The organism is Variovorax sp. 770b2 (assembly GCF_900115685.1).
Lineage (GTDB): Bacteria > Pseudomonadota > Gammaproteobacteria > Burkholderiales > Burkholderiaceae_C > Variovorax.
This window is the reverse complement of record NZ_FOXJ01000005.1, coordinates 106183-126688: the sequence shown is the minus strand read 5'-3', so window position 1 is coordinate 126688 and position 20506 is coordinate 106183. Positions and strand designations below refer to the sequence as shown.

Sequence of the window (20506 nt, the reverse complement as noted above, 5' to 3'; positions counted from 1 at the left end):
AGACGGTGGGTCGTCAGAAGCGGTACGCACCGCCGAGGCCCACCGTCCAGTTACGGCCCGGCGCAGGTTCGTAATAGCGCGCATTGCCCTCGTTGACGATGACCGAGCCCATGTAGCGCCGGTCGAACAGGTTGTCGACACGCGCGAAGGCGTTGAATTCCCAACGCTCCCATTTCTTCAGATAGCCCGCATACAGCGCCGCGACGGCATAGCCCGGCGCGCTCGCCGTGTTGACGTCGTTCGCCTGGATGCGCCCGAGCGCACGCATCTCGACGCCGGCGCGCCAGCCCTCGGGCGGCACCCAGCCCAGCGACGCGAACAGCGACTGCCGCGCGATGCCCGGAATGCGGTTGCCGCCGGCCACCGTGTTGGCCGCGGCGCAGGGCGACGGCGAGCAGAAGGCATCGCGGTACGTCGCATCGAGCCAGGTGTAGGCCAGTTGCGTGCGCCAGTGGTTCGCCGTCTCGTGCTGCCAACCCAGCTCGAAGCCGTTGCGCCGCGTGCGCCCTGCGTTCTGGAAGGTGGCGCGGCCGCCCACGTTGGTGTCGGTCACGATCTCGTCGCGCGTGCGAGTCTGGAACAGCGCGGCCGTCAGCAGTCCGCCCGCGAGCCGCGCCTTGGCGCCCAGCTCGATGCTGTCGTTCACCGACGGCCGCAACGCGAAGTTGAGGCCGCTCGCGCCGCCCGAGCGGTACGAGAGCTCGTTGAGCGTCGGCGTCTCGAACCCTCGTCCGATGGAAGCATAGAGCGCCAGATCCGGCGTGGCCTGGTAGCGCAGCGAAGCTACGGGCAGCGTCTTGCCGTAGCGCGCGGTGCCGCTGTCGTCGCGGTTCGCGCCCACGATGTAGCGGTCGTTCGAGGCGAAGTGCACGCTGCTGCGGCGCACGCCGGCCTCGAGCGTCCAGCGGTCGGTGAAGCGCCAGGTGGCCTGCGCGTAGGGGTCCAGGTTCCACACCTCGTTGCGCTCGCTGCGGCGAAGGCGCCCCTGCACGCCCAGCACCGGGTTCGCGACGCTGCCCAGGTAGTTTTCGTAGCCGCGGCGGCGTTCGCGCAGGCTGTCGTAGGCGAGGCCCGCCACCACGTCGAGTGGCCGGCCGGCCAGTTGCAGCGCGGCGGTCCAGCGCGCATCGACGCCACCGTACTGCCGCGAGAGATCGATCACGCCGCCCGCGTGCAACGGGTTCTGCTGCGCCGAGGGCGGGATCGACTGGTACTGCGTGGTCTTGCGCTCGCCGCCGTAGACCATGAGGCGCAGCCCCTGCGTCGCGTCGATGCGCCGCTCGTAGAGCAGGCCCACCTGCGTCTGCTCAACCGTCTTGCGCGTGTCGTACTGCGTGGCGAGCGGCGCGTTGCGGGGGGCCAGCGCGTACTGGTCGGCGGTCAGGCCCAACGGGTCCTGCGCGTCGATGCGCACGCTGTTGAGCACGAGCGTGAGCTTGTCGCCGTTGTCCAGCGCAATGCCCAGCTTGCCGTTGGCAATGTCGCGCCGCGCGGCGCTGTGCTCGCGCCAGCCGTCGGTGTGGAAGCGGCTCGCGCCCAGCAGGTAGTCCACAGCGCCCTGCGACCCGCTCGACTGCAGCGACTGCCGCCAGGTGCCGAAGCTGCCGCCGGCCGCGGAAGACGAAAGGCGCGGCGCGCCCTCCCCCGATGCAGTGAAGGCCTGCAGCACCCCGCCCGACGAGTTGCCGTAGAGCGCTGAGAACGGCCCGCGCAAGATCTCGACGCGATCGACCGAGCCGATGTCGATGTTCGACGTCTGCCCCTGCCCGTCGGGCAGCGTGGCCGGAATGCCGTCGACATAGAGCCGCACCCCGCGCACGCCGAACGTCGAGCGCGCCCCGAAGCCGCGGATCGACAGCTGCAGGTCCTGCGCGTAGTTCAGCCGGTTCTGCACCTGCAGCCCCGGCACCGCGACCAGGCTTTCGGAGAGGTTCACCTGCAGGCGGCCCTCGCGCATCTCGTTGCCGTCGACCCGGTCGACCGAGCCGGGCACGTTGAACGGCGCGACCTGCCCGCGCGGCGTGGAGACCGTGATGTCGGGCAGTCGGCCCGTCGCCGCCTGGATCGGCGGCTCCTGCTGCGCCTGCACGGCGAACGGAATGCCCAGCATCAGCAGAAGGACGGCGGTGGCGGATGCAGCGTTCATCGCACCGATTCTGCGTTGGTGCGCCGATGCCCTCGCCTAGCGGGAACCCGACGAGGGCGAGGGGACCTCGGCTATCTCGCCTGTCGTCGCCAGCCGTACCAGCCGCACACGACGACCGGGATGCCGAGCGCGACCCAGGCCAGCATGTCGCCGAACCCACCGTCGCTGAACAGCGCCGAGATCAGTCCGATGGCCGTCAGCACGCCGAGCGCGATCGGCCAGCCCCACATGCGCCGGAAGGACTGGTGCGGCGTCTTGTGGTGCGCCGTCATGCCTGCACCTTCATGGCCGGTGCCGGGTCGGGCTGCGGGCCCGATGCCGTGGGTGGCGCGCGCTCCGTGGCAGGCGCGGTCGAGCTCGCCTTGGCCGGCACGGTGTTGCCGCGCTTGAGCCAGAGGTAGAGCCCGCTGCCCAGCACGATGATGGTGGCGATGTCCAGCAACGCCCAGAGGATCTGCATCGGCATGCCGCCGTAGTCGCCGAAGTGCAGCGGCTGCGACACCAGGAGCGCCGTGAGGTACCAGGGCATCTTCGGCGCCGCCGTCACTTCCGCGGTCTTGGCGTCGACCAGCACCGGCTGCAGGAGCTTGGAGGTGAAGGGCTCGTTGCCGCGCATGAAGAAGGTGTTGTGGTGCGGGCTGGAGAACGAGGTGCCGGGGAACGCGATGAACGACAGCTTCATGCCGGGCGTGCGCTGCATGGCCTCGTCCATCGACCGCTGCACCGAGCCGCGTTCGGCCGCGGGCACGATCGGCTCGTTCTTGTAGGGCGTGAGCAGCGCGCTGAGCTGGTCGTACTGCCAGTACTTGATGACCAGATCGGCCCACGTGTTGATCATGCCGGTGGAACCCACCACGAACAGCCACACCAGCGTGACCACGCCCAGCAGGTTGTGCAGGTCGAGCCACTTCAGGCGCGGGCGCTTCTCGCGCCGCACGGTGCCGAAGTCCAGCTTGCGCATGAAGGGCGAATACAGCACCACGCCCGAGACGATGGCCACCAGCAGCAAGAGGCCCATGAAGCCCAGGAAGAGCTTGCCCGCCAGCCCCGCGAACAGGTCCACGTGCAGCTTGAACATCACGTACATGAAGCCCTCGTCGAACTTGGGCTGGGCCAGCACGACGCCGGTGCGCGCATCGACCGCGACCGACTTGAAGTCGTCGGTGGGCTCGGGCGTGGGCGTGAGCGTGACGAACCACAGGCCGTCGTCGTCCTCGGGCTGCGAGGCGAACTGCACCACGCGGTCGGGGTGCTTGGCCTTGGCGATCTCCAGCACCTTGTCCAGGCTGATGCGCGGCGTGTTGGCCGGCATCTTGGGCGCCTCGACCTCGGTGCCCAGCAGGTGGCCGATCTCGTGGTGGAAGATCAGCGGCAGCCCGGTGATGCACAGGAGCAGCATGAACACCGTGCACACGAGGCTGCTCCACTTGTGCACCCAGGCCCAGGTCTTGATCTTTCGGCTGTTCATGTCGTCGTGGCTCTGTTTGGTTGAAGGCGCAGTTTAGAAGCGGTAGGTGGCGCTCGCGACGACGTTGCGGCGCGAGCCGTACCAGCAGTCGCCGCGCGACAGGCAGGTGCTGAAGTACACCTTGTCCGTCACGTTGTTGATGTTGAGCGCGTAGCGCCAGTTGGCGGTGTCATAGGCGAACACGAGGTCTGCCAGCGCGATGCCCGGCACGCGCGGGCCGACGCCGAACTGCGTGTCGCGGAACGAGCTCATCAGGCGCACGCCGGCGCCGGCCGAGAAGCCGTTCACGCCACCGATGGAGAACCTGTACTTCGCCCAGACGCTGGCCTGGTGCTTGGGCAGGCCCTCGATCTGCGCGTCGGCGTCGGTGTAGTTGTAGTGGGCGACCAGGTCCAGGTCGCGGCCGATCGAGCCCTTGGCTTCGAGCTCGACGCCCTTGGTCTTGGTGAGGCCGCGCTGCGAGAACACGTTCGGCTGTTCCTCGACGATCTGGTTCTTCTCGCGCAGGTCGTACACCGCGGCACTGAAGGCCAGGGCACGGTCCTTGGGTTCGTACTTGACGCCCACTTCCCATTGCTCGCCGCGCAGCGGCGTGAAGATGCGCCCCTGGCGCGGCGACTGCGGCGTGAACGACTCGCTGTAGCTCACGTAGGGCGACCAGCCCGAGGGCGAGGCGTACATCAGGCCCAAGCGCTTGGTGGTGGCGCTGCTCTTCTGCTCGTCGCTGCCCGCGGCACTGGACACAGCCTTGTCGTGGCGCAGGCCCGCCACCAGGATCCAGTTGTCCAGCTTGATCTGGTCCTGCAGGTACAGGCCGGTCTGGCGCTGGCGGGTGCGCGGCAGCGCGACGGCGTCGGGCACGTCGCGATGGCCGTAGACCGGCGCGTAGACGTCGATGGTGTCGACGGTCGTGCCGCTCCAGACGTTCTCGCGCTGGCGCGCGAAATCCGCGCCCACCAGCAGCGTGTGCTTGAGGGCGCCCGTCTGGAAATGGCCTTCGACGTGGTTGTCCAGCGTCTGGGTGCGGTTGAGGGTCAGCTGGTTGTCGAAGTAGCGGCCCAGCACGCGCTTGGAGACCGGGTCGCTGGACCAGCTGTCGAACCCGCTGAACGCGGCGCCATAGTGGTACTGGTTGGCGTTTTCGTTCTGCGCGTAGCGGAAGTTCTGCCGCACGGTCCAGTTGTCGTTGAACTTGTGCTCGAACAGCCAGCCGAAGGTCTTGCGCTCGCTGTTGTAGAAATCGCCCGGCTCGCCGATGAAACGGCTGCCCGGCAGGCGTCCGTTCGGGTTCGGCAGCAAGGTGCCCTCCCAGGGCAGGAACTGCGAGCTGCTGCCGCTCTTGTCTTTTTGCCACAGGCCCTGCAGCGTGAGCGAGGTCGCCGCGTTGGGCCGCCAGGTGAGCGAAGGGGCGATCAGGCTGCGGTCGTCGGGCACGTAGTCGACCTGGGTGTCGGACTTGCGCTCCACGGCGATCAGCCGGTACGACAGGGAGCCGTCGGCGTTGAGCGGGCCGGTCAGGTCGGCCTGGATCTGCCTGCGGCCGAAGCTGCCGAACTGCACACCCACTTCGCGCTGGGCCTCCTGCAGCGGCCGCTTGCTGACCATGTTGACCACGCCCGCGGCCGTGCCCGCGCCAAACAGCATGCCCGAGGGGCCGCGCAGCACTTCGAGCCGCTCCAGCGTGTAGGGCTCGGTGCGGGTGGTGCTGGTGTAGTAGCCGTAGGCTTGGCGCAGGCCGTCCAGATAGATGTCGGGATAGGCGCCGCGCACGCGCACCGAGTCGGTCCGGGAGTCGAGGCCGTAGGCATCGGAGCGCACGCCGGCAGCGTAGTTGAGCGCGTCCTGCAGGTTGGTCGCGCCCTGGTCGACGATCTGGTCGCGCGTCACGACGGTCACGGATTGGGGCGTCTCGGACAGCGGCGTGTCGGTCTTGGTGGCGGTGACGGCGTTCTTCGCGCGGTAGCCGATGACGGGCGTCGTGGCGGTTTCGGGGGCGGCGTTCGCGTCGACCCGTATTTCAGACAGCGAACTCTGGGCTGCGTCCTGGGCCAACACCTGGTGCTGCACAGAGATCGCCATGCATCCCACCAGTACCGAAGCGGCCCTGCGCCGCACCAACGTCCTCTTCATTCCTGCTCCACTCCAATTGTCAATTAAGAATTATTCTCATTTTAATAGTCACAAAGTCTCAATCGGCCCAATCCCCAACGCGGCGAAGGGAGTTGCGTTGCGAATTCGCGTCCTCGGCCCGAAGCAGAGCGGCTACGATGCCGCGGGCACGTTTTTCCGTGCTTGCAGGCCTCATGCACAAGCTCATTGCCCTTCTGTTTCCTGCGCTGCGCGCCCCGGCCCTGCTGCTGATTGCGCTTGTGCTGACCGGCTGCGCCGGGCTCCCGCCGCGCACGCCCGAGCCGCCGGCCCAGGCCATCGCGGCCTCCCCCGCCACCGCGCTCGGCCGCGCGGCCATCCGCCTGAACACGCCGCCCGACGGGCTCTCCAGCCTCCGGCCGCTGATCGAGGCTTCCTATGCACTCGACGCGCGGCTGGAACTCATCCGGCGCGCCCAGTCCTCGCTCGACGTGCAGACCTACCAGCTGGGCAACGACAAGACCGGCCGGCTCCTGCTGCGCGAATTGCGCGATGCCGCGCGGCGCGGCGTGCGCGTGCGCCTGCTGCTCGACGACTTCTATACGGCCGGCATGGACCGCCTCCTGCTGGGCCTGGCCGTCGAGCCCAACGCCGAAGTCCGGCTCTTCAACCCGTTCGTGAACATGCGCGACCACTCGTCCGGGCGATGGCTGGAGTTCTTCGGCGACTTCCGGCGGCTCAACCACCGCATGCACAACAAGCTGTTCGTGGCCGATGGCGCCATGGCCATCGCCGGAGGCCGCAACCTGGCCGACGAGTATTTCCTGCGCAGCGAGAGCGCGAACTTCATCGACTTCGAAGTGCTCATGGCCGGCCCGGTGGTTCCGGAGTCGGCAGCCATCTTCGACACCTACTGGAACAGCGACGTGGTCTACCCGCTGCAGCGGGTCGCCGGCACGAGCCGCACGGCCGACGAGCTGAAGTCCGCATTCGACGCCGACACCTCCTCGCCGTACGCCCCGCCACCCGACCCGCTGCCCGCCACCGACCTGCTGGGCGATCCGCCGCTGGCTGCGCAGCTTGCGAACATCGACGAGGCGAAGTGGATGCGCGCGGAAGCGAATGCCACGGCCGACAGCCCCAACAAGGCCCTGGGCGTCATGGCGCACCCGACCGAATCGCTCGCGCAGCGCTTCCACGAGATGCTGGCCACCGCGCAGTCGAACGTGGTGGTGATCTCGCCCTACTTCATCCCGGGCGACGAGGGCATGGCCCGCATCCGCATGGGGCGGGAGCACGGAATCAATATCACGGTCATCACCAACTCGCTCGCCGACAGCGACGAGCCGCTGGTCAACATCAACTACAACCGCTACCGCGTCGACATGCTCAAGCTGGGCGTGAACCTGTACGAGGTCAGCACGCAGCAGCTCAAGCGCAGCGGCCAGTTCCGCGACCTGCTCAAGAAGGCGCGCGGCCGCCTGCACGCCAAGCTGGCGCTGGTCGACCGCCAATGGGTGCTGCTCGGCTCCATGAACCTTGACCCGCGCTCGGCCCGGCTGAACACCGAGTTCGGCGTGCGCGTGCGCAGCTTCGACCTGACGCAGGCGCTGCTTTTCGCCTACCAGCTGGACGACATCGAAGGCGTTTACCGCGTGGTGCTCAAGCCCGATGGCCAGAACGTAGAGTGGATCGGCACCGGCGACGTCAACAACGAGGTGCTCGACAGCGAGCCCGATTCGAGCATGCTGACCCGGCTGCAATTGCTGCTTTTCTCGTGGTTCGTGCCCACGGACCAGTTGTAAGCAACCGGCCGCCGGCAACCCCCGGGCCTTGAAAGGCCATCGATTGCCCTTATGATTAGCACTCGCTGATGATGAGTGCTAACAGAGAGCCCTCGCACCCAGTCGATGGGTCGCCAACCTCCGGGTCCGGCGCCCGACCACAAAACCCGTTTCTTATCCATATCCAGGAGATGCAATGAAACTTCGTCCTTTGGCCGATCGCGTGATCGTCAAGCGTATCGACAGCGAAACCAAGACCGCCTCTGGCATCGTCATCCCCGACGCAGCCGCCGAAAAGCCCGATCAGGGTGAAGTCCTGGCCGTGGGCCCGGGCAAGCGCACCGACAAGGGCGAACTGACCGCACTGACCGTCAAGGTCGGCGACCGCGTCCTGTTCGGCAAGTACAGCGGCCAGACCGTCAAGGTCGACGGCGACGAACTGCTCGTGATGAAGGAAGACGACCTGTTCGCAGTCGTCGAGAAGTAAGTCTTCTCCCTTTCGATCCATTCAAATCCAATCCATTCGGAGTTAATTCATCATGGCAGCAAAAGACGTAGTCTTCGGCGGAGAAGCCCGCGCACGCATGGTCGAGGGTGTCAACATCCTGGCCAACGCAGTCAAAGTGACCCTGGGCCCCAAGGGCCGCAACGTGGTGCTCGAACGCTCGTTCGGCGCCCCCACCGTCACCAAGGACGGTGTGTCGGTCGCCAAGGAAATCGAACTCAAGGACAAGCTGCAGAACATGGGCGCCCAGCTCGTGAAGGAAGTGGCTTCCAAGACTTCGGACAACGCCGGTGACGGCACCACCACCGCGACCGTGCTGGCACAAGCCATCGTTCGCGAAGGTTTCAAGCTGGTGGCTGCCGGCATGAACCCGATGGACCTGAAGCGCGGCATCGACAAGGCTGTCACGGCCCTGGTCGCCGAGCTGAAGAAGGCTTCCAAGCCCACCACCACCTCCAAGGAAATCGCGCAAGTCGGCTCCATCTCGGCCAACAGCGACGAAACCATCGGCAAGCTCATCGCTGACGCGATGGACAAGGTCGGCAAGGAAGGCGTGATCACCGTGGAAGACGGCAAGTCGCTGGACAGCGAACTGGACGTCGTCGAAGGCATGCAGTTCGACCGCGGCTACCTGTCGCCCTACTTCATCAACAACCCCGAGAAGCAATCGGCGCTGTTGGACAACCCCTTCGTGCTGCTGTTCGACAAGAAGATCAGCAACATCCGTGACCTGCTGCCGGTGCTGGAGCAAGTCGCCAAGGCTGGCCGTCCCCTGCTGATCATTGCCGAAGAAGTCGAAGGCGAAGCCCTGGCGACCCTGGTCGTGAACACGATCCGCGGCATCCTGAAGGTCGTGGCTGTCAAGGCGCCTGGCTTCGGCGACCGCCGCAAGGCCATGCTCGAAGACATCGCCATCCTCACGGGCGGCAAGGTCATCGCTGAAGAAGTGGGCCTGACGCTCGAAAAGGTGACGCTGGCCGACCTGGGCCAAGCCAAGCGCATCGAAGTGGGCAAGGAAAACACGATCATCATCGACGGCGCCGGCGCTGCTGGTGACATCGAAGCCCGCGTGAAGCAAGTGCGCGTTCAGATCGAAGAAGCGACCAGCGACTACGACCGTGAAAAGCTGCAAGAGCGCGTGGCCAAGCTGGCCGGCGGCGTTGCAGTGATCAAGGTCGGCGCTGCCACCGAAGTCGAAATGAAGGAAAAGAAGGCCCGCGTCGAAGACGCACTGCACGCCACCCGCGCTGCAGTGGAAGAAGGCGTCGTGGCTGGCGGCGGCGTGGCTCTGCTGCGTGCCAAGCAAGCTGTGGGCGACTCGGTCAAGGGCGACAACGCCGATCAAGAAGCCGGCATCAAGCTGGTGCTCAAGGCCATCGAAGCGCCCCTGCGCGAAATCGTGAACAACGCCGGCGGCGAAGCCTCGGTGGTGGTGAACGCTGTGTTGGCCGGTTCGGGCAACTACGGCTTCAACGCTGCGAACGACACGTACGGCGACATGCTCGAGCTGGGCATCCTGGACCCGACGAAGGTCACCCGCACCGCACTGCAGAACGCCGCATCGGTGTCCTCGCTGCTGCTGACGACCGAAGCCATGGTTGCTGATGCACCCAAGGACGAGTCCGGCGCTGGCGGCGGCATGCCCGATATGGGCGGCATGGGTGGCATGGGCGGCATGGGCATGTAATGCCCGGCTGAGCACTGCTCACCAAAACAAAAAGGGCCGCGCAAGCGGCCCTTTTTCATTGCGCGTGCGGTTCAGCGGAACTGGTCGCGCAACGCCATGTACAGCACCTGGAAGCGTGCGTGCCGCGTCTTGTGCCCATCGATCCCTTCGGACGAAGGCGTCAGCTTCTGCCTGACCGGCGGCAGCGCGCACACCTCGGCCACCGCACCGCCATCGGCCAGCCATGCAAGCCGCGCCGCGCCGAGCGCGCCGCCCGTCTCGCTGCCCGCATAGAGCGTGAGCGGCACCTGGAAGATGTCGGCTAGCAACTGGCCCCACCAGATGCTGCGCGCACCGCCGCCCACCAGGGCGACTTCGCGCAGCGGCATGTCGGCCGGCAGGCGCAGGGTGTCGAAGCCATCGCGCAATCCGAAGCTCACCCCTTCCACCACGGCATAGGCGATTTCCGCGGGACCGTGCGCATGCGTCAGGCCGAACAGCGCGCCCTGCGCATTCGGGTTGTTGTGCGGCGAGCGCTCGCCCGACAGGTACGGTAGGAACAGCGGGCAGCGCGCCCGGTCCGCGAGCGCGACCGATGCCGCCGCTTCGAGCAGCGCAGCCTCGTCGGCGAACCTGAATGTCTTCGCGGCCCAGCTCACCGCGCTCGCGGCCGAGAGCATCACCGACATCTGGTGCCAGCGCTTGGGCAGTGCGTGGCAGAAGGCATGCATCGCCTGCGCGGGGTTCGGAAGAAAGCGATCGGTCGAGACGAACACCACGCCCGACGTGCCGAGCGACACGAAGCCCTGCCCCGGCTCGACCAGCCCCATGCCGACCGCGCTCGCCGCGTTGTCGCCCGCGCCACCGGCGATGAGCACGGCACGCACGGCACCACTGCCCACGCCCCAACGCGCCGCCAGCTCGGGCTTGAGCTTCGCCGACACCTCGCTGCCCTCGACCAGCCGCGGCATGTGATCGCGCGTCAGACCCGTGGCCGCGAGCAGCTCGTCGGACCAGTCGCGCGCGCCCACGTCGAGCCACAGCGTGCCGGCCGCATCCGACATCTCGCTGACGGCCTCGCCGCTGAGCATGAAGCGCAGCCAGTCCTTGGGCAACAGCACGCGTGCCGTGCGCTTGAATATTTCAGGCTCGTGCTCGCGCACCCACAGCAGCTTGGGCGCGGTGAAGCCTGGCATCGCGAGGTTGCCCGCGATCTCGCCCAGGCGCGGCACGGCGCGCGTGAGTTCCTCGCACTGCACGCCGCTGCGCCCGTCGTTCCAGAGAATGGCAGGACGCAACACCTCGCCCGCCGCATCGAGCAGCGTCGCGCCGTGCATCTGGCCCGACAGGCCAATGGCGCGCACGGCAGCCAGCGCTTCTGGATGCGAGTCCAGAAGCTGTGCCATGACCTCTTCGAGCGCCTGCCACCACTGGCTGGGCGCCTGCTCCGACCAGAGCGGTTGCGGCCGATCGACCGTGAGTGCCGCGCGCGCCACGCCGACGATGCGGTGATCCTCGGCGAGCAACAGCGCCTTGAGCTCGGACGTGCCGAGGTCGAGTCCCAGATACAAGATGAACTCCCTGCTTTTTCTGACTACGAAGAAGAAATGCCCGAGCCGAAACGGGTGTCGGCCTGGCGCCGGAATTCGCTGGGCGTCATGCCCTTGATCTCCAGAAAGCGCCGATTGAAATTCGCCACGTTGTTGAAGCCGACCTGATAGCAGATGTCGGTCACATAGTGATCGGTCTGCATCAGCAGGTGGCAGGCGCTGTTGATGCGCACGCGGTTGACGAAGTCGGTGAAGCTGTTGCCGGTGGAGCGCCGGAAGAAGCGGCTGAAGCGGCTCTCGCTCATGCCCAGCTCGGCCGCCACGTCCGACATCGCGATCGGCTCGGCCATGTTGTTGGTGATGCGGTTGACGACCTCGTTGATCTGGTCGACCTGCGCATCGCCGTCGCTGCCCTGCGCGCCCTGCATCTGCACGCTCGAGAGCAGCCGGTAGTCGGTGCATTGCGCCAGGTCGGCCATGAACTCGAGGAACAGGCCGAGTCGGCGCACGCCGCGCGCTGCCTTGATGTTGTCCCAGTGCGTCTGCGCCTGCTGCGACATGCCGAAGAACTCGATGCCGTGGCGCGCGCGCTCCAGCAACTGCATCACTTCGCGCAGCTCGGGGATCTCGGCGGCCGCCCGTTCGATGGGCTCGTGGCGGAACTGGATCACCCGGTCGCGCCCCGCGGCACCGCCTTCGGGCACATCGAGCGAGATCCAGTTGTGAGGCAGCCGCGGCCCGCAGAGCACCAGGTGCCCGGGCTGGAACGGCCCGATCCAGTCGCCGATGAAGGCCTTGCCCGAGGTCTCGGTGATCAGGTGCAGTTCGTAGTCTTCATGGAAGTGCCAGCGCACCAGCGGGCTCGGAAAGCCGTGCGCCAGGCAGCGCACCAGGCCGGTTTCTTCGGGCGCCTCGTAGCCCAGCGAGGGCGAGCGCGCAAAGTCGCGCTCCAGCTCGGGTTGGCGCTGACGGGGGACCGAACGTTTGCGTGTGGACGTCGTCATGGCGGCAGAAAGGCGAAACCTGTAGGCGCCCTCAATTGTCGGCCTGGGCGAGCGCGTTGTGAACGGCTTCCAGCGTGGGTGGGTCCGCGCCCTCGCGGGTGCAGTTCAGGGCAGCGGCAGTGGCAGCGAAGCGCATCACTTCGGTCCAGGCCTCGTCGCCGAGTTCGCCGAGCTCGGCCGGGTGCTCCACGCCGTGCGCGAGCAGCGACACCGAAAGCCCTGCCGTGAAGGTGTCGCCCGCGCCGATGGTGTCGACCACGGTGATGCGCGGCGCGGCCACGGCCAGCGGCTCGCGCCCCGTGCGCCAGAGCGTGGCACCCGCGCCGCCCCGCGTGACGATCACGGCGCGCGCGCCCGCCTTCAGGCAGTCGGCGGCCAGTGCATCGACCGGCTGGCCGGGGGCGAGCAGCTCGGCGTCTTCGTCGCTGAGCTTGACCAGGTCTGCCATCGCGAGCCAGTTCGTCACGCGGTTGCGGAACGCGGCCATGTCCGGGATCAGGCTGGGCCGCACGTTGGGGTCGAACACGATCACGCAGCGCCCGGCGTTCGCGGTGATGAGGTCGGCGATGCGCGTTGCCGCCGGCTCCTGCAGCAGCGAGATCGAACCGAAGTGCAGGAAGCGGCAGTCCGCCGGCAGCTGCGGCAGCGGCTCGGGCGACCACGTCGCATCGGCGCTGCCGCGCGTGTAGAACGCATAGCGGTTGGTCTCCGGCGTGCGTTCGACGAAGGCCAGCGTCGAAGGCGCGTTGCTGCGCAGGATGAAGCTGGTGTCCACGCCGTTGCCTGCCAGGAAGCCCATCAGCCGTTCGCCGAACAGGTCGGTGGACAGCTGCGTGAAAAACCCCGTGTGCACCCCCAGGCGCGCGCAGGCCACGGCCGTGTTGAGCGGCGAGCCGCCCTCGTGGCCGAGGAATGCCAGGGTCCCCGCCTGGCTGGCGGTGAAATCGATCAGGGCTTCGCCCGTGAGTGCAATTCGCATGGTTCTTGAGTCGTGTGGGTCAGCTCAGCTCGCCGGCATCGGCCAGGAAGCCGCGCTCGGCGGCCAGCGTGGCCGGATGGTCCAGCAGTTCGGCAAAAAGGCGCGGAGGGATCGTGATGGCGCCCACGCCCAGCGCGAGCAGCGACAGGTAGGCCTCGCGCGACCGGATGCTCGCCACCAGGAGGCGCGTGCGGGGCGAAGGCCGCTGCGCGACCAGCGACTGCATCTGTGCGATCAGCCCCAGTCCGTCGACACCGGCGTCTTCGAGCCGGCCCAGATACGGCGCCGCATAGGCCCCGCCCAGCTGCGCCGCGAAGTGCGCCTGCTCGGGTGCGTACACGGCCGTCCACGTCACGGGCACGCCCTCGGCAATGAGCCGCGCGCCGGCATCGAAGCCCTGGCGCGTGGCGGGAATCTTCACGACCAGCTGGCCGCGGTCGAAGTGCGAGAGCAGCGCCCGCGCGTCTTCGAGCATGCCGTCGACATCGCTCGAATACACCTGCGCCTGTACCTGCCGCGCGCCCAGGTCGAGGCAGCGCCTGAGCAGGCCGGGCACCTCGCCGCGAGCGACACCCGCGCGCTTGAGCAGCGTCGGGTTGGTCGTCACGCCGTGGACCACCGGATGCGGCAGGCAGGTCCGCAGTTCGGCGAGGTCGGCGCTGTCGAGGTAGAGATGGAAATCTTCGTTCATGGACCGCATGCTGCAAAGGAAACTGATCTTCTCACCGAGCCGGGCGCGATTCACCGCGCAAAAGGGGCGCTTGCCGATACTTTCTTATCCAGCGCATCTCAGCTCAGCTCAGCTCATGACGTTGCCGCCATCGACATTCAGCGTCTGCGCCGTGATGTAGCGCGCCTCGTCGCTGGCGAGAAAAACTGCGGCGCCCGCGACGTCGCTGGGCACACCCATGCGGCCCAATGGCACTTCGAGCCCCACGCGCCGCTTCTTCTCGCCGGGCGCGAGCCCTTCCGCCTTCGCGAACAGGCTGTCGACATGGTCCCACATCGGCGTATCGACCACGCCCGGCGCAATGCCGTTGACGCGGATGCCGTGCGGCGCCATGGCGAGCGCCGCGCTCTGCGTGTAGCTGATGACGGCCGCCTTGGTCGCGCAGTAGTGCGACACCAGCGCCTCGCCGCGGCGCCCCGCCTGCGAGGCCATGTTAATGACCGACGCGCCCTGCGTGCCGGCCTCCACCATATGCCGCAGCACCGCCTGCATCACGAAGAACATGCCCTTCACGTTGACGGCGAAGAGCTTGTCGAACGAGGCCTCGTCGCTCTCGAGCAGCGGGGCGAGATCGAACACGGCCGCGTTGTTGAAGAGCGTGTGGACGGGGCCGAACGCGGCAATCGCCTCGGCCAGCAAGCGTTGAATGTCTTGCGTGCGCGTGACGTCGGCCGCGATATAGACAAGGCGGTCGGGGTGCCGCTGCTGCACCGCGCGCACTGCGTCGGGCGCGTTGCCCGAACGATCGATCGCGCTGCAGCGCGCACCCTCGGCGATGCAGGCCTCGGCCACCGCAAGACCGATGCCGCCGCCCGCACCGGTCAGCAGCACATGGCGGTCTTGCAGCCGGCCGCTCATCTCACGTCGCCTTCGACGAAGCGCACCACGCGCGCGCAGGCCTTGCGCACGGCCTCGACCAGCCGTGCATCGCCCGCAAGATCGCCCCACAGGCCCGCGTCGGCGCACAGCGCCGCCACCGGATCGGCCGCATCGCAGATCGCGTGCGCCACCGCCTCGTCCATGCCCTGGTCCTGGTAGGCGTAGGGCAGCGCCCCGCGGTGCCAGCGCTGCAGGAAGGCGAGGAACAGCGCCGGCAGCATCGCCACGCTGTCGATGCCCTGCCCCGCGGCCAGGCGCTCGCGCACGGTCGGCGCGATGAAGCCGGGGATCTTGGAGAAGCCGTCCGCCGCCACGCGCTGGTTGGTATCGCGGATCGCGGGGTTGCCGAAGCGGTCGAGCACCACGTCGCGGTAGGCCGCCAGGTCGATGGGGCTGGGGCTCAGGCACGGGATCACGTCGTCGGTCACGTAGTCGTGGGCCATCTTGCGGATGGCCGCATCGTGCGTGCCTTCGTGGATGAACTCCAGCCCGATCAGCGTGCCGGCCCAGGCGATGCAGCTGTGGGTCGCGTTGAGGATGCGGATCTTGGCTTCCTCATACGGCTGCACCGACGCGACCAGTTCCACGCCCACGCGCCCCCAGTCAGGCCGCCCGGCGATGAAGTTGTCCTCGATGACCCACTGGATGAAGCTCTCGCCCGTGATCGGCGCGGCATCGTCGCGGCCCGTCGCGGCGAGCACGCGCGCGCGCAGCTCGGGCGGCGGCCGCGGCGTGATGCGGTCGACCATCGCGTTCGGGCAGCGGGTATTGGCCACGGTCCAGGCCAGCAGGTCGGCATCGCCCGCGCGCTCGATGAACTCCAGCAAGCCGCCATGGAAGCGGTCGCCGTTGTGGCGCAGGTTGTCGCAGTTCAGGAGCGTGACCGGGCCGGCGCCCGCCGCCTTGCGCGCGCGCAGGATCGCGCACACCGCGCCGTAGATCGTCTCTCCCGCTTCACCGCGCCGCGCGCGTTCGATGTCCGCGGCCAGGTCGGCGAACGACAGGTCCAGCTTGTTGTCCTTCGCATCGAGGTAGTAGCCCGCCTCGGTCACGGTGAAGGAGACGATGCGCGTGGACGGCGCCGCGCCGCGCGCGATCACTGCGGCCAGCGAAGGCTCGCAGGGCAGCACCTCGCGGATGGCATCGATCTGCTCGTAGCGGTACTCGCCCGCAGGTGACACGGTCTCCAGCGTGTAGCGGCCGCCTTGCGCCTGCAGGGCCGCGACGATCTCGGCCATGTCGGGCCGGATGTTGGCGCCCGACAGCGACCAGCGGGTGTCGCCCGTCTCGATCAGCCGCTGCAGGTAGACGGCCTGGTGGGCGCGATGGAACGAACCCAGGCCCAGGTGAAGCACCGTGAACTCCGAAGGAGCCGGTGGTGTGTGCGCGGTAGACGCTGCTGCGAGAGTCACGGGAAATGTCCGGAAAGAGAAGGAGGAATCAAGCGGAGACCGAACGGCCTTCGCGGTTGAAGAGATGCAGCACGCTGGGGTCGAGCTCGACCGCCACGTCGTCGCCCGCCTGCAGCGGCGTGCGGTCGTTCTGCCGCGCGATGAGCGGCACGCCGCCCACATCGACGTGGATCAGCGTGTCCGCGCCGAGCGCTTCGATCAGCTCGACCCGGCCCACCACGTCCGACACCGGCGCGCCCTGCTTCGGATGCACGCGCAGGCCCTCGGGGCGCACGCCCAGGAAGCCGTCGTTCGGCAGGCGTCCGCCGGTGGCTGCAGAGAAACTCGGGATCGCACTCGCCGACACCATGTTCATCGACGGCATGCCGATGAACTGCGCGACGAACTGGTTGGCCGGGTGGTCGTACAGCTCCAGGGGCGTGCCGACCTGCTCGATCAGCCCGTCTTTCAGCACCACCACGCGGTCGGCCAGCGTCATGGCCTCGACCTGGTCGTGCGTCACGTAGATCGTGGTCGCGCCGAGCGCACGGTGCAGCTTGTGGATCTCCACGCGCGTGTTGCCGCGCAGCGCCGCATCGAGGTTCGACAGCGGCTCGTCGAACAGGAACACCTTCGGCGCGCGCACGATCGCGCGGCCGATGGCCACGCGCTGGCGCTGGCCGCCCGACAGGTCCTTGGGCGTGCGGTCCAGGTACTGCGTGAGGTTCAAGGTCTTGGCCGCGTGCTCGACCTTCGTCCTGATCTCTTCCTTGGCCACGCCCGCGAGCTTGAGCGCGAAGGACATGTTGTCGTACACGCTCATGTGCGGATAGAGCGCATAGCTCTGGAACACCATCGCGAGATCTCGCTTGCCCGAAGGCGTCCAGGTGATGTCCTTGCCGTCGAGCAGCAGGTTGCCGCTGGTGATGGGTTCGAGCCCCGCGATCAGGCGCAGCAGCGTCGACTTGCCGCAGCCCGAGGGCCCGACGAAGACGATGAACTCGCCCTTGCGGATTTCGAGGTCGACGCCCTTGATGATGTTGACGTCACCAAAGCTCTTCTTGATGTTCTTGAGTTCGAGGTAGGCCATGAGATGTCTCCCTTTTCTTTACTTGACGGCGCCGAAGGTCAGGCCCTGCACCAGTTGCTTCTGGCTGAACCAGCCGAACACGACGATGGGCGCGATGGCCATCAGCGAGGCGGCCGACAACTTGGCCCAGAACAGGCCCTCGGGGCTGGAGTACGAGGCGATCAGCGTCGCCAGCGTGCCGGCCTTGGCGGAGGTGAGGTTCAGCGCCCAGAAGGCCTCGTTCCAGCTCAGCACCAGGCACAGGAGCCCGGTCGATGCGAGCCCGCCGACCGACAACGGCATCACGACATGGCGGAACTCGGTCCACAGGCTCGCGCCGTCCATGCGCGCGGCTTCCAGGATCTCGTTCGGAATGTCCTTGTAGGCGCTGTAGAGCATCCACACCATGATCGGCAGGTTCGACAGCGTGAACACGATGGTGAGCGCGGTGAGCGAGTCCAGCATGCCCGCGGTCTGCGCGAGCACGTAGATCGGCACCAGCGCACCCACGGCCGGCATCATCTTGGTGGAGAGCATCCACATCAGGATGTCGCGCGTCTTCTTCGTGCGGAAAAAGGCCATCGAGTACGCGGCCGGCGCCGCGATCAGGAGGCCCAGGATGGTCGAGCCCAGGCTGGTGATGAGCGAGTTGCGCGCGTACAGCAGGTAGTCGCTGCGGCGCTGCACTTCGCCGAAGTTGTCCAGCGTGGGTTCGAAGATGAAAAGCGGCGGCACGTGGATCGCCTGCAGCTCCGTCTTGAAGGCCGTGAGGAACAGCCAGCCGAGCGGAAAGAACAGGAGCAGCGCCACGGCCCACGCACCGACGGTGCGCAAGAGTTGCGGAAGGAAATTGCTGGGTTGCATGGTCGTTCCTTCAATCCAGGTTCTTGCCGATGATGCGGATGAGGAACACCGCCACGATGTTGGCCAGCACCACCGCGAACAGCGCACCGGCGGAGGCCACGCCCACGTCGAAATTCATCAGCGACTGCTTGAAGATGAGGTAGGTCATGTTCGTGCTCTCGTTGCCCGGGCCGCCATTGGTGGTGATGGCGATCTCTGCGAACACGCTGAGCAGGAAGATCATCTCGATCATGATCACCACCGCCATCGGGCGGCCCAGGTGCGGAATGGTGAGATAGAAAAAGCGCTGGAACGAACTCGCCCCGTCCATGCGCGCGGCTTCCATCTGCTCGCGGTCCAGCGACTGCAGCGAGGTGATGAAGATCAGGCACGCGAAGGGCAGCCACTGCCAGGCCACCATGATGATCACCGAGAGCAGCGGCACGTCGGTGAGCCAGTCGACGGGCTGCGCGCCGAAGAAGCGCCACACGTCGGCGAGCACGCCGTAGATGGGGTTCATCATCATGTGCTTCCACAGCAGCGCGTTGACCGCGGGCATGACGAAGAACGGGGAGATGAGCAGCACCCGGACGATGCCGCGGCCCGGGAAGGGCTCGTTCACCAGGAGCGCGAGCAGCACCCCGAACACCACCGTGATGACGATGACGCTGCCGATCAGCAGCAGCGTGTTCCACGTCGCGGGCCAGAAGTCCGGGTCGGTGACGAAGTAGTGAAAGTTCTCCAGCCCCGCGAACGTGCGTTCGCCTGGCTGCATGAGGTTGTAGTTCACGAAGGAGAAGTACAACGTCATCAGGAGCGGCACGATCATCCAGAGGAAGAGCGTGAGCACGGCGGGCGCCATGAGGGCCCGGGGCAGGAGTCTTTTCATGAGGAGGTCCCTTCTTGTTGTCTCTGGCTCCTTCCCCCTGGGGGGAAGGCGGGGATGGGGGCTCCCTGATCGAACACGAACTCCGCGGCAATCGATGCGCCGCGCGCCCCCACCCCTACCCTCCCCCGGAAGGGAGGGTGTAAAGCCCAGGCTTACTTGTACTGACCCGACTTCTTGATCTCGCGCTCGGCCAGCGTCTGCGAGGTCTTCAGCGCCTGGTCGACCGTGACCTTGCCCGACAGCGCCGCGCTCATCTGCTGGCCCACGCCGGTGCCGATGGCCTGGAACTCGGGAATGGCCGCGTACTGAACGCCGACGTAAGGCGACTTGGGCAGCGTGCTGTCGCTCAGGTTGGCGCTGTCGATGGCCTTCTTCTCGGCGGCAGCGAACTTGGCCACCTTCTGGAACTCGGGGTTCGCGTAGGTCGACTTGCGCGTGCCGGTGGGCACCGCGCCCCATCCGGCTTCCTTGGCGACGAGGTTCACGTACTCCTTGGAGGTCGCCCACTTCACGAAGGTCTGCGCGGCGGCGCCCTTGGTCGAGCTGGAGGGAATCGCCAGGTTCCAGGTCCACAGCCAGTTCGCGCCCTTGGGCGTCACGGCGATGGGGGCCTGTGCGAACGCGACCTTGTCGGCCACTTTCGACTGCTTCGGATCGCTGACGAAAGATGCCGCGATGGTCGCGTCCACCCACATGCCGCACTTGCCTTCGTTGAACAGCGCGAGGTTCTCGTTGAAGCTGTTGGCCGAGGCGCCCGGCGGGCCGTAGGCCTTCATCAGGTCGACGTAGAAGGTGATCGCGTCCTTCCAGGGCTTGGTGTCGATCTGCGGCTTCCACTGCATGTCGAACCACTGGCCGCCGTTGGTGTTGACCATCGTGGTGAGGAAGGCCATGTTGTCGCCCCAGCCCGGCTTGCCGCGCAGGCACATGCCGTAGACGCCGGCCTTGGGGTCGTGGATCTTGCCGGCCAGTTCCTTCACCTGCGCCCAGGTGGGCTGCTCGGGCATCTTGAAGCCGACCTTGTCGGCCAGGTCCTTGCGGTACATGAGCATCGAGCTCTCGCCGTAGAAGGGGGCCGCGTAGAGCTTGCCTTCGTACGAGAGGCCCGCGCGAATGGCGGGCAGCAGGTCGTCCGCGTCATAGGCGGCATCGGTGGCGATGGGCTGCAGCCAGCCCTTCTTCGACCAGATCGGCGCTTCGTACAGGCCGATGGTCATCACGTCGAACTGGCCGCCCTTGGTGGCGATGTCGGTGGTCACGCGCTGGCGCAGCGTGCCTTCTTCCAGCGTGACCCACTTGAGCTTGATGTCGGGGTTGGCTTTCTCGAAGAAGGGCGTGAGCTTCTGCATCTCGATCATGTGGCCGTTGTTCACGGTCGCGATCACGAGTTCGGTGGCGGCCTGGGACACGAGCCCCGTGCCGAGAAGTGCGAGGACGAGGCCCGCTTTCAGAAAACGCTTCATGTTGTCTCCTAGAGGTGAGCGACGCCCTGTTGTGCCTGTCGGGTCGCCGTGG

17 protein-coding genes are annotated in these 20506 nt (G+C 67.1%); 3 read left to right on the top strand and 14 right to left on the bottom strand.

From position 1 onward, the window contains the following. Positions 1-13 precede the first annotated feature (13 nt). From BM133_RS24515 to BM133_RS24500, 4 genes are all read right to left on the bottom strand, one after another. The gene (locus tag BM133_RS24515; RefSeq protein WP_093439651.1) at positions 14-2146 is read right to left on the bottom strand and encodes a TonB-dependent receptor; all 2133 of its coding nucleotides are present in this window, start codon (positions 2144-2146) and stop codon (positions 14-16) included. A 71-nt stretch (positions 2147-2217) separates the two neighbouring features. Beyond that, positions 2218-2418: a hypothetical protein gene (locus BM133_RS24510; RefSeq protein WP_093439649.1), complete on the bottom strand. Its 201-nt coding sequence runs from the start codon at positions 2416-2418 to the stop codon at positions 2218-2220. Beyond that, positions 2415-3614, bottom strand: a complete 1200-nt coding sequence (locus BM133_RS24505; RefSeq protein ID WP_093439646.1) for a PepSY-associated TM helix domain-containing protein — start codon at positions 3612-3614, stop codon at positions 2415-2417. Before BM133_RS24505 ends, BM133_RS24510 begins: the two co-directional genes overlap by 4 nt. A gap of 33 nt (positions 3615-3647) precedes the next feature. Further along, positions 3648-5744, bottom strand: coding sequence for a TonB-dependent siderophore receptor (locus BM133_RS24500; RefSeq protein ID WP_093439644.1), 2097 nt, complete (start codon positions 5742-5744; stop codon positions 3648-3650). Between the two features lie 173 nt (positions 5745-5917). On the opposite strand from BM133_RS24500, the gene BM133_RS24495 reads away from it, so the two are divergent. The 3 genes from BM133_RS24495 (at position 5918) to groL (ending at position 9678) form a co-directional block, all read left to right on the top strand. Next, the gene (locus BM133_RS24495) at positions 5918-7507 is read left to right on the top strand and encodes a phospholipase D family protein (protein WP_093439641.1); all 1590 of its coding nucleotides are present in this window, start codon (positions 5918-5920) and stop codon (positions 7505-7507) included. 175 nt (positions 7508-7682) lie between these two features. Then, positions 7683-7973: a co-chaperone GroES gene (gene groES / locus BM133_RS24490; protein WP_042579050.1), complete on the top strand. Its 291-nt coding sequence runs from the start codon at positions 7683-7685 to the stop codon at positions 7971-7973. Between the two features lie 52 nt (positions 7974-8025). Beyond that, positions 8026-9678 (top strand): chaperonin GroEL, encoded by a 1653-nt coding sequence (gene groL, locus BM133_RS24485; protein WP_093125515.1) that lies wholly within the window; start codon positions 8026-8028, stop codon positions 9676-9678. A 71-nt stretch (positions 9679-9749) separates the two neighbouring features. Here groL and xylB read toward each other — a convergent pair whose 3' ends face one another. The 10 genes from xylB to BM133_RS24435 all read right to left on the bottom strand — a co-directional run bounded on the left by xylB (position 9750) and on the right by BM133_RS24435 (position 20454). After that, entirely contained in the window at positions 9750-11228 is a 1479-nt protein-coding gene (gene xylB / locus BM133_RS24480; protein WP_093439640.1) for a xylulokinase, read from the bottom strand. A gap of 23 nt (positions 11229-11251) precedes the next feature. Next, positions 11252-12211 (bottom strand): AraC family transcriptional regulator, encoded by a 960-nt coding sequence (locus BM133_RS24475; RefSeq protein ID WP_093439636.1) that lies wholly within the window; start codon positions 12209-12211, stop codon positions 11252-11254. Between the two features lie 31 nt (positions 12212-12242). Further along, a complete protein-coding gene (locus tag BM133_RS24470; protein WP_093439634.1) occupies positions 12243-13190 on the bottom strand; it encodes a carbohydrate kinase family protein in 948 nt (315 codons plus the stop codon). Between the two features lie 19 nt (positions 13191-13209). Continuing rightward, positions 13210-13881 (bottom strand): transaldolase family protein, encoded by a 672-nt coding sequence (locus BM133_RS24465; RefSeq protein ID WP_093439631.1) that lies wholly within the window; start codon positions 13879-13881, stop codon positions 13210-13212. A gap of 108 nt (positions 13882-13989) precedes the next feature. Continuing rightward, the gene (locus BM133_RS24460; RefSeq protein WP_093439629.1) at positions 13990-14778 is read right to left on the bottom strand and encodes an L-iditol 2-dehydrogenase; all 789 of its coding nucleotides are present in this window, start codon (positions 14776-14778) and stop codon (positions 13990-13992) included. Beyond that, entirely contained in the window at positions 14775-16154 is a 1380-nt protein-coding gene (gene dalD, locus BM133_RS24455) for a D-arabinitol 4-dehydrogenase (protein ID WP_093439626.1), read from the bottom strand. The genes BM133_RS24460 and dalD overlap by 4 nt, the downstream gene beginning before the upstream one ends. An 85-nt stretch (positions 16155-16239) precedes the next feature. Further along, positions 16240-17280, bottom strand: a complete 1041-nt coding sequence (locus BM133_RS24450) for an ABC transporter ATP-binding protein (protein WP_093439625.1) — start codon at positions 17278-17280, stop codon at positions 16240-16242. An 18-nt stretch (positions 17281-17298) separates the two neighbouring features. Beyond that, entirely contained in the window at positions 17299-18123 is an 825-nt protein-coding gene (locus BM133_RS24445) for a carbohydrate ABC transporter permease (RefSeq protein ID WP_013539656.1), read from the bottom strand. 10 nt (positions 18124-18133) lie between these two features. Then, complete coding sequence (locus BM133_RS24440) at positions 18134-18991, bottom strand: carbohydrate ABC transporter permease (protein ID WP_093439622.1); 858 nt, start codon at positions 18989-18991, stop codon at positions 18134-18136. A 152-nt stretch (positions 18992-19143) separates the two neighbouring features. Next, positions 19144-20454: an ABC transporter substrate-binding protein gene (locus tag BM133_RS24435; protein WP_093439620.1), complete on the bottom strand. Its 1311-nt coding sequence runs from the start codon at positions 20452-20454 to the stop codon at positions 19144-19146. Positions 20455-20506: the final 52 nt, after the last annotated feature.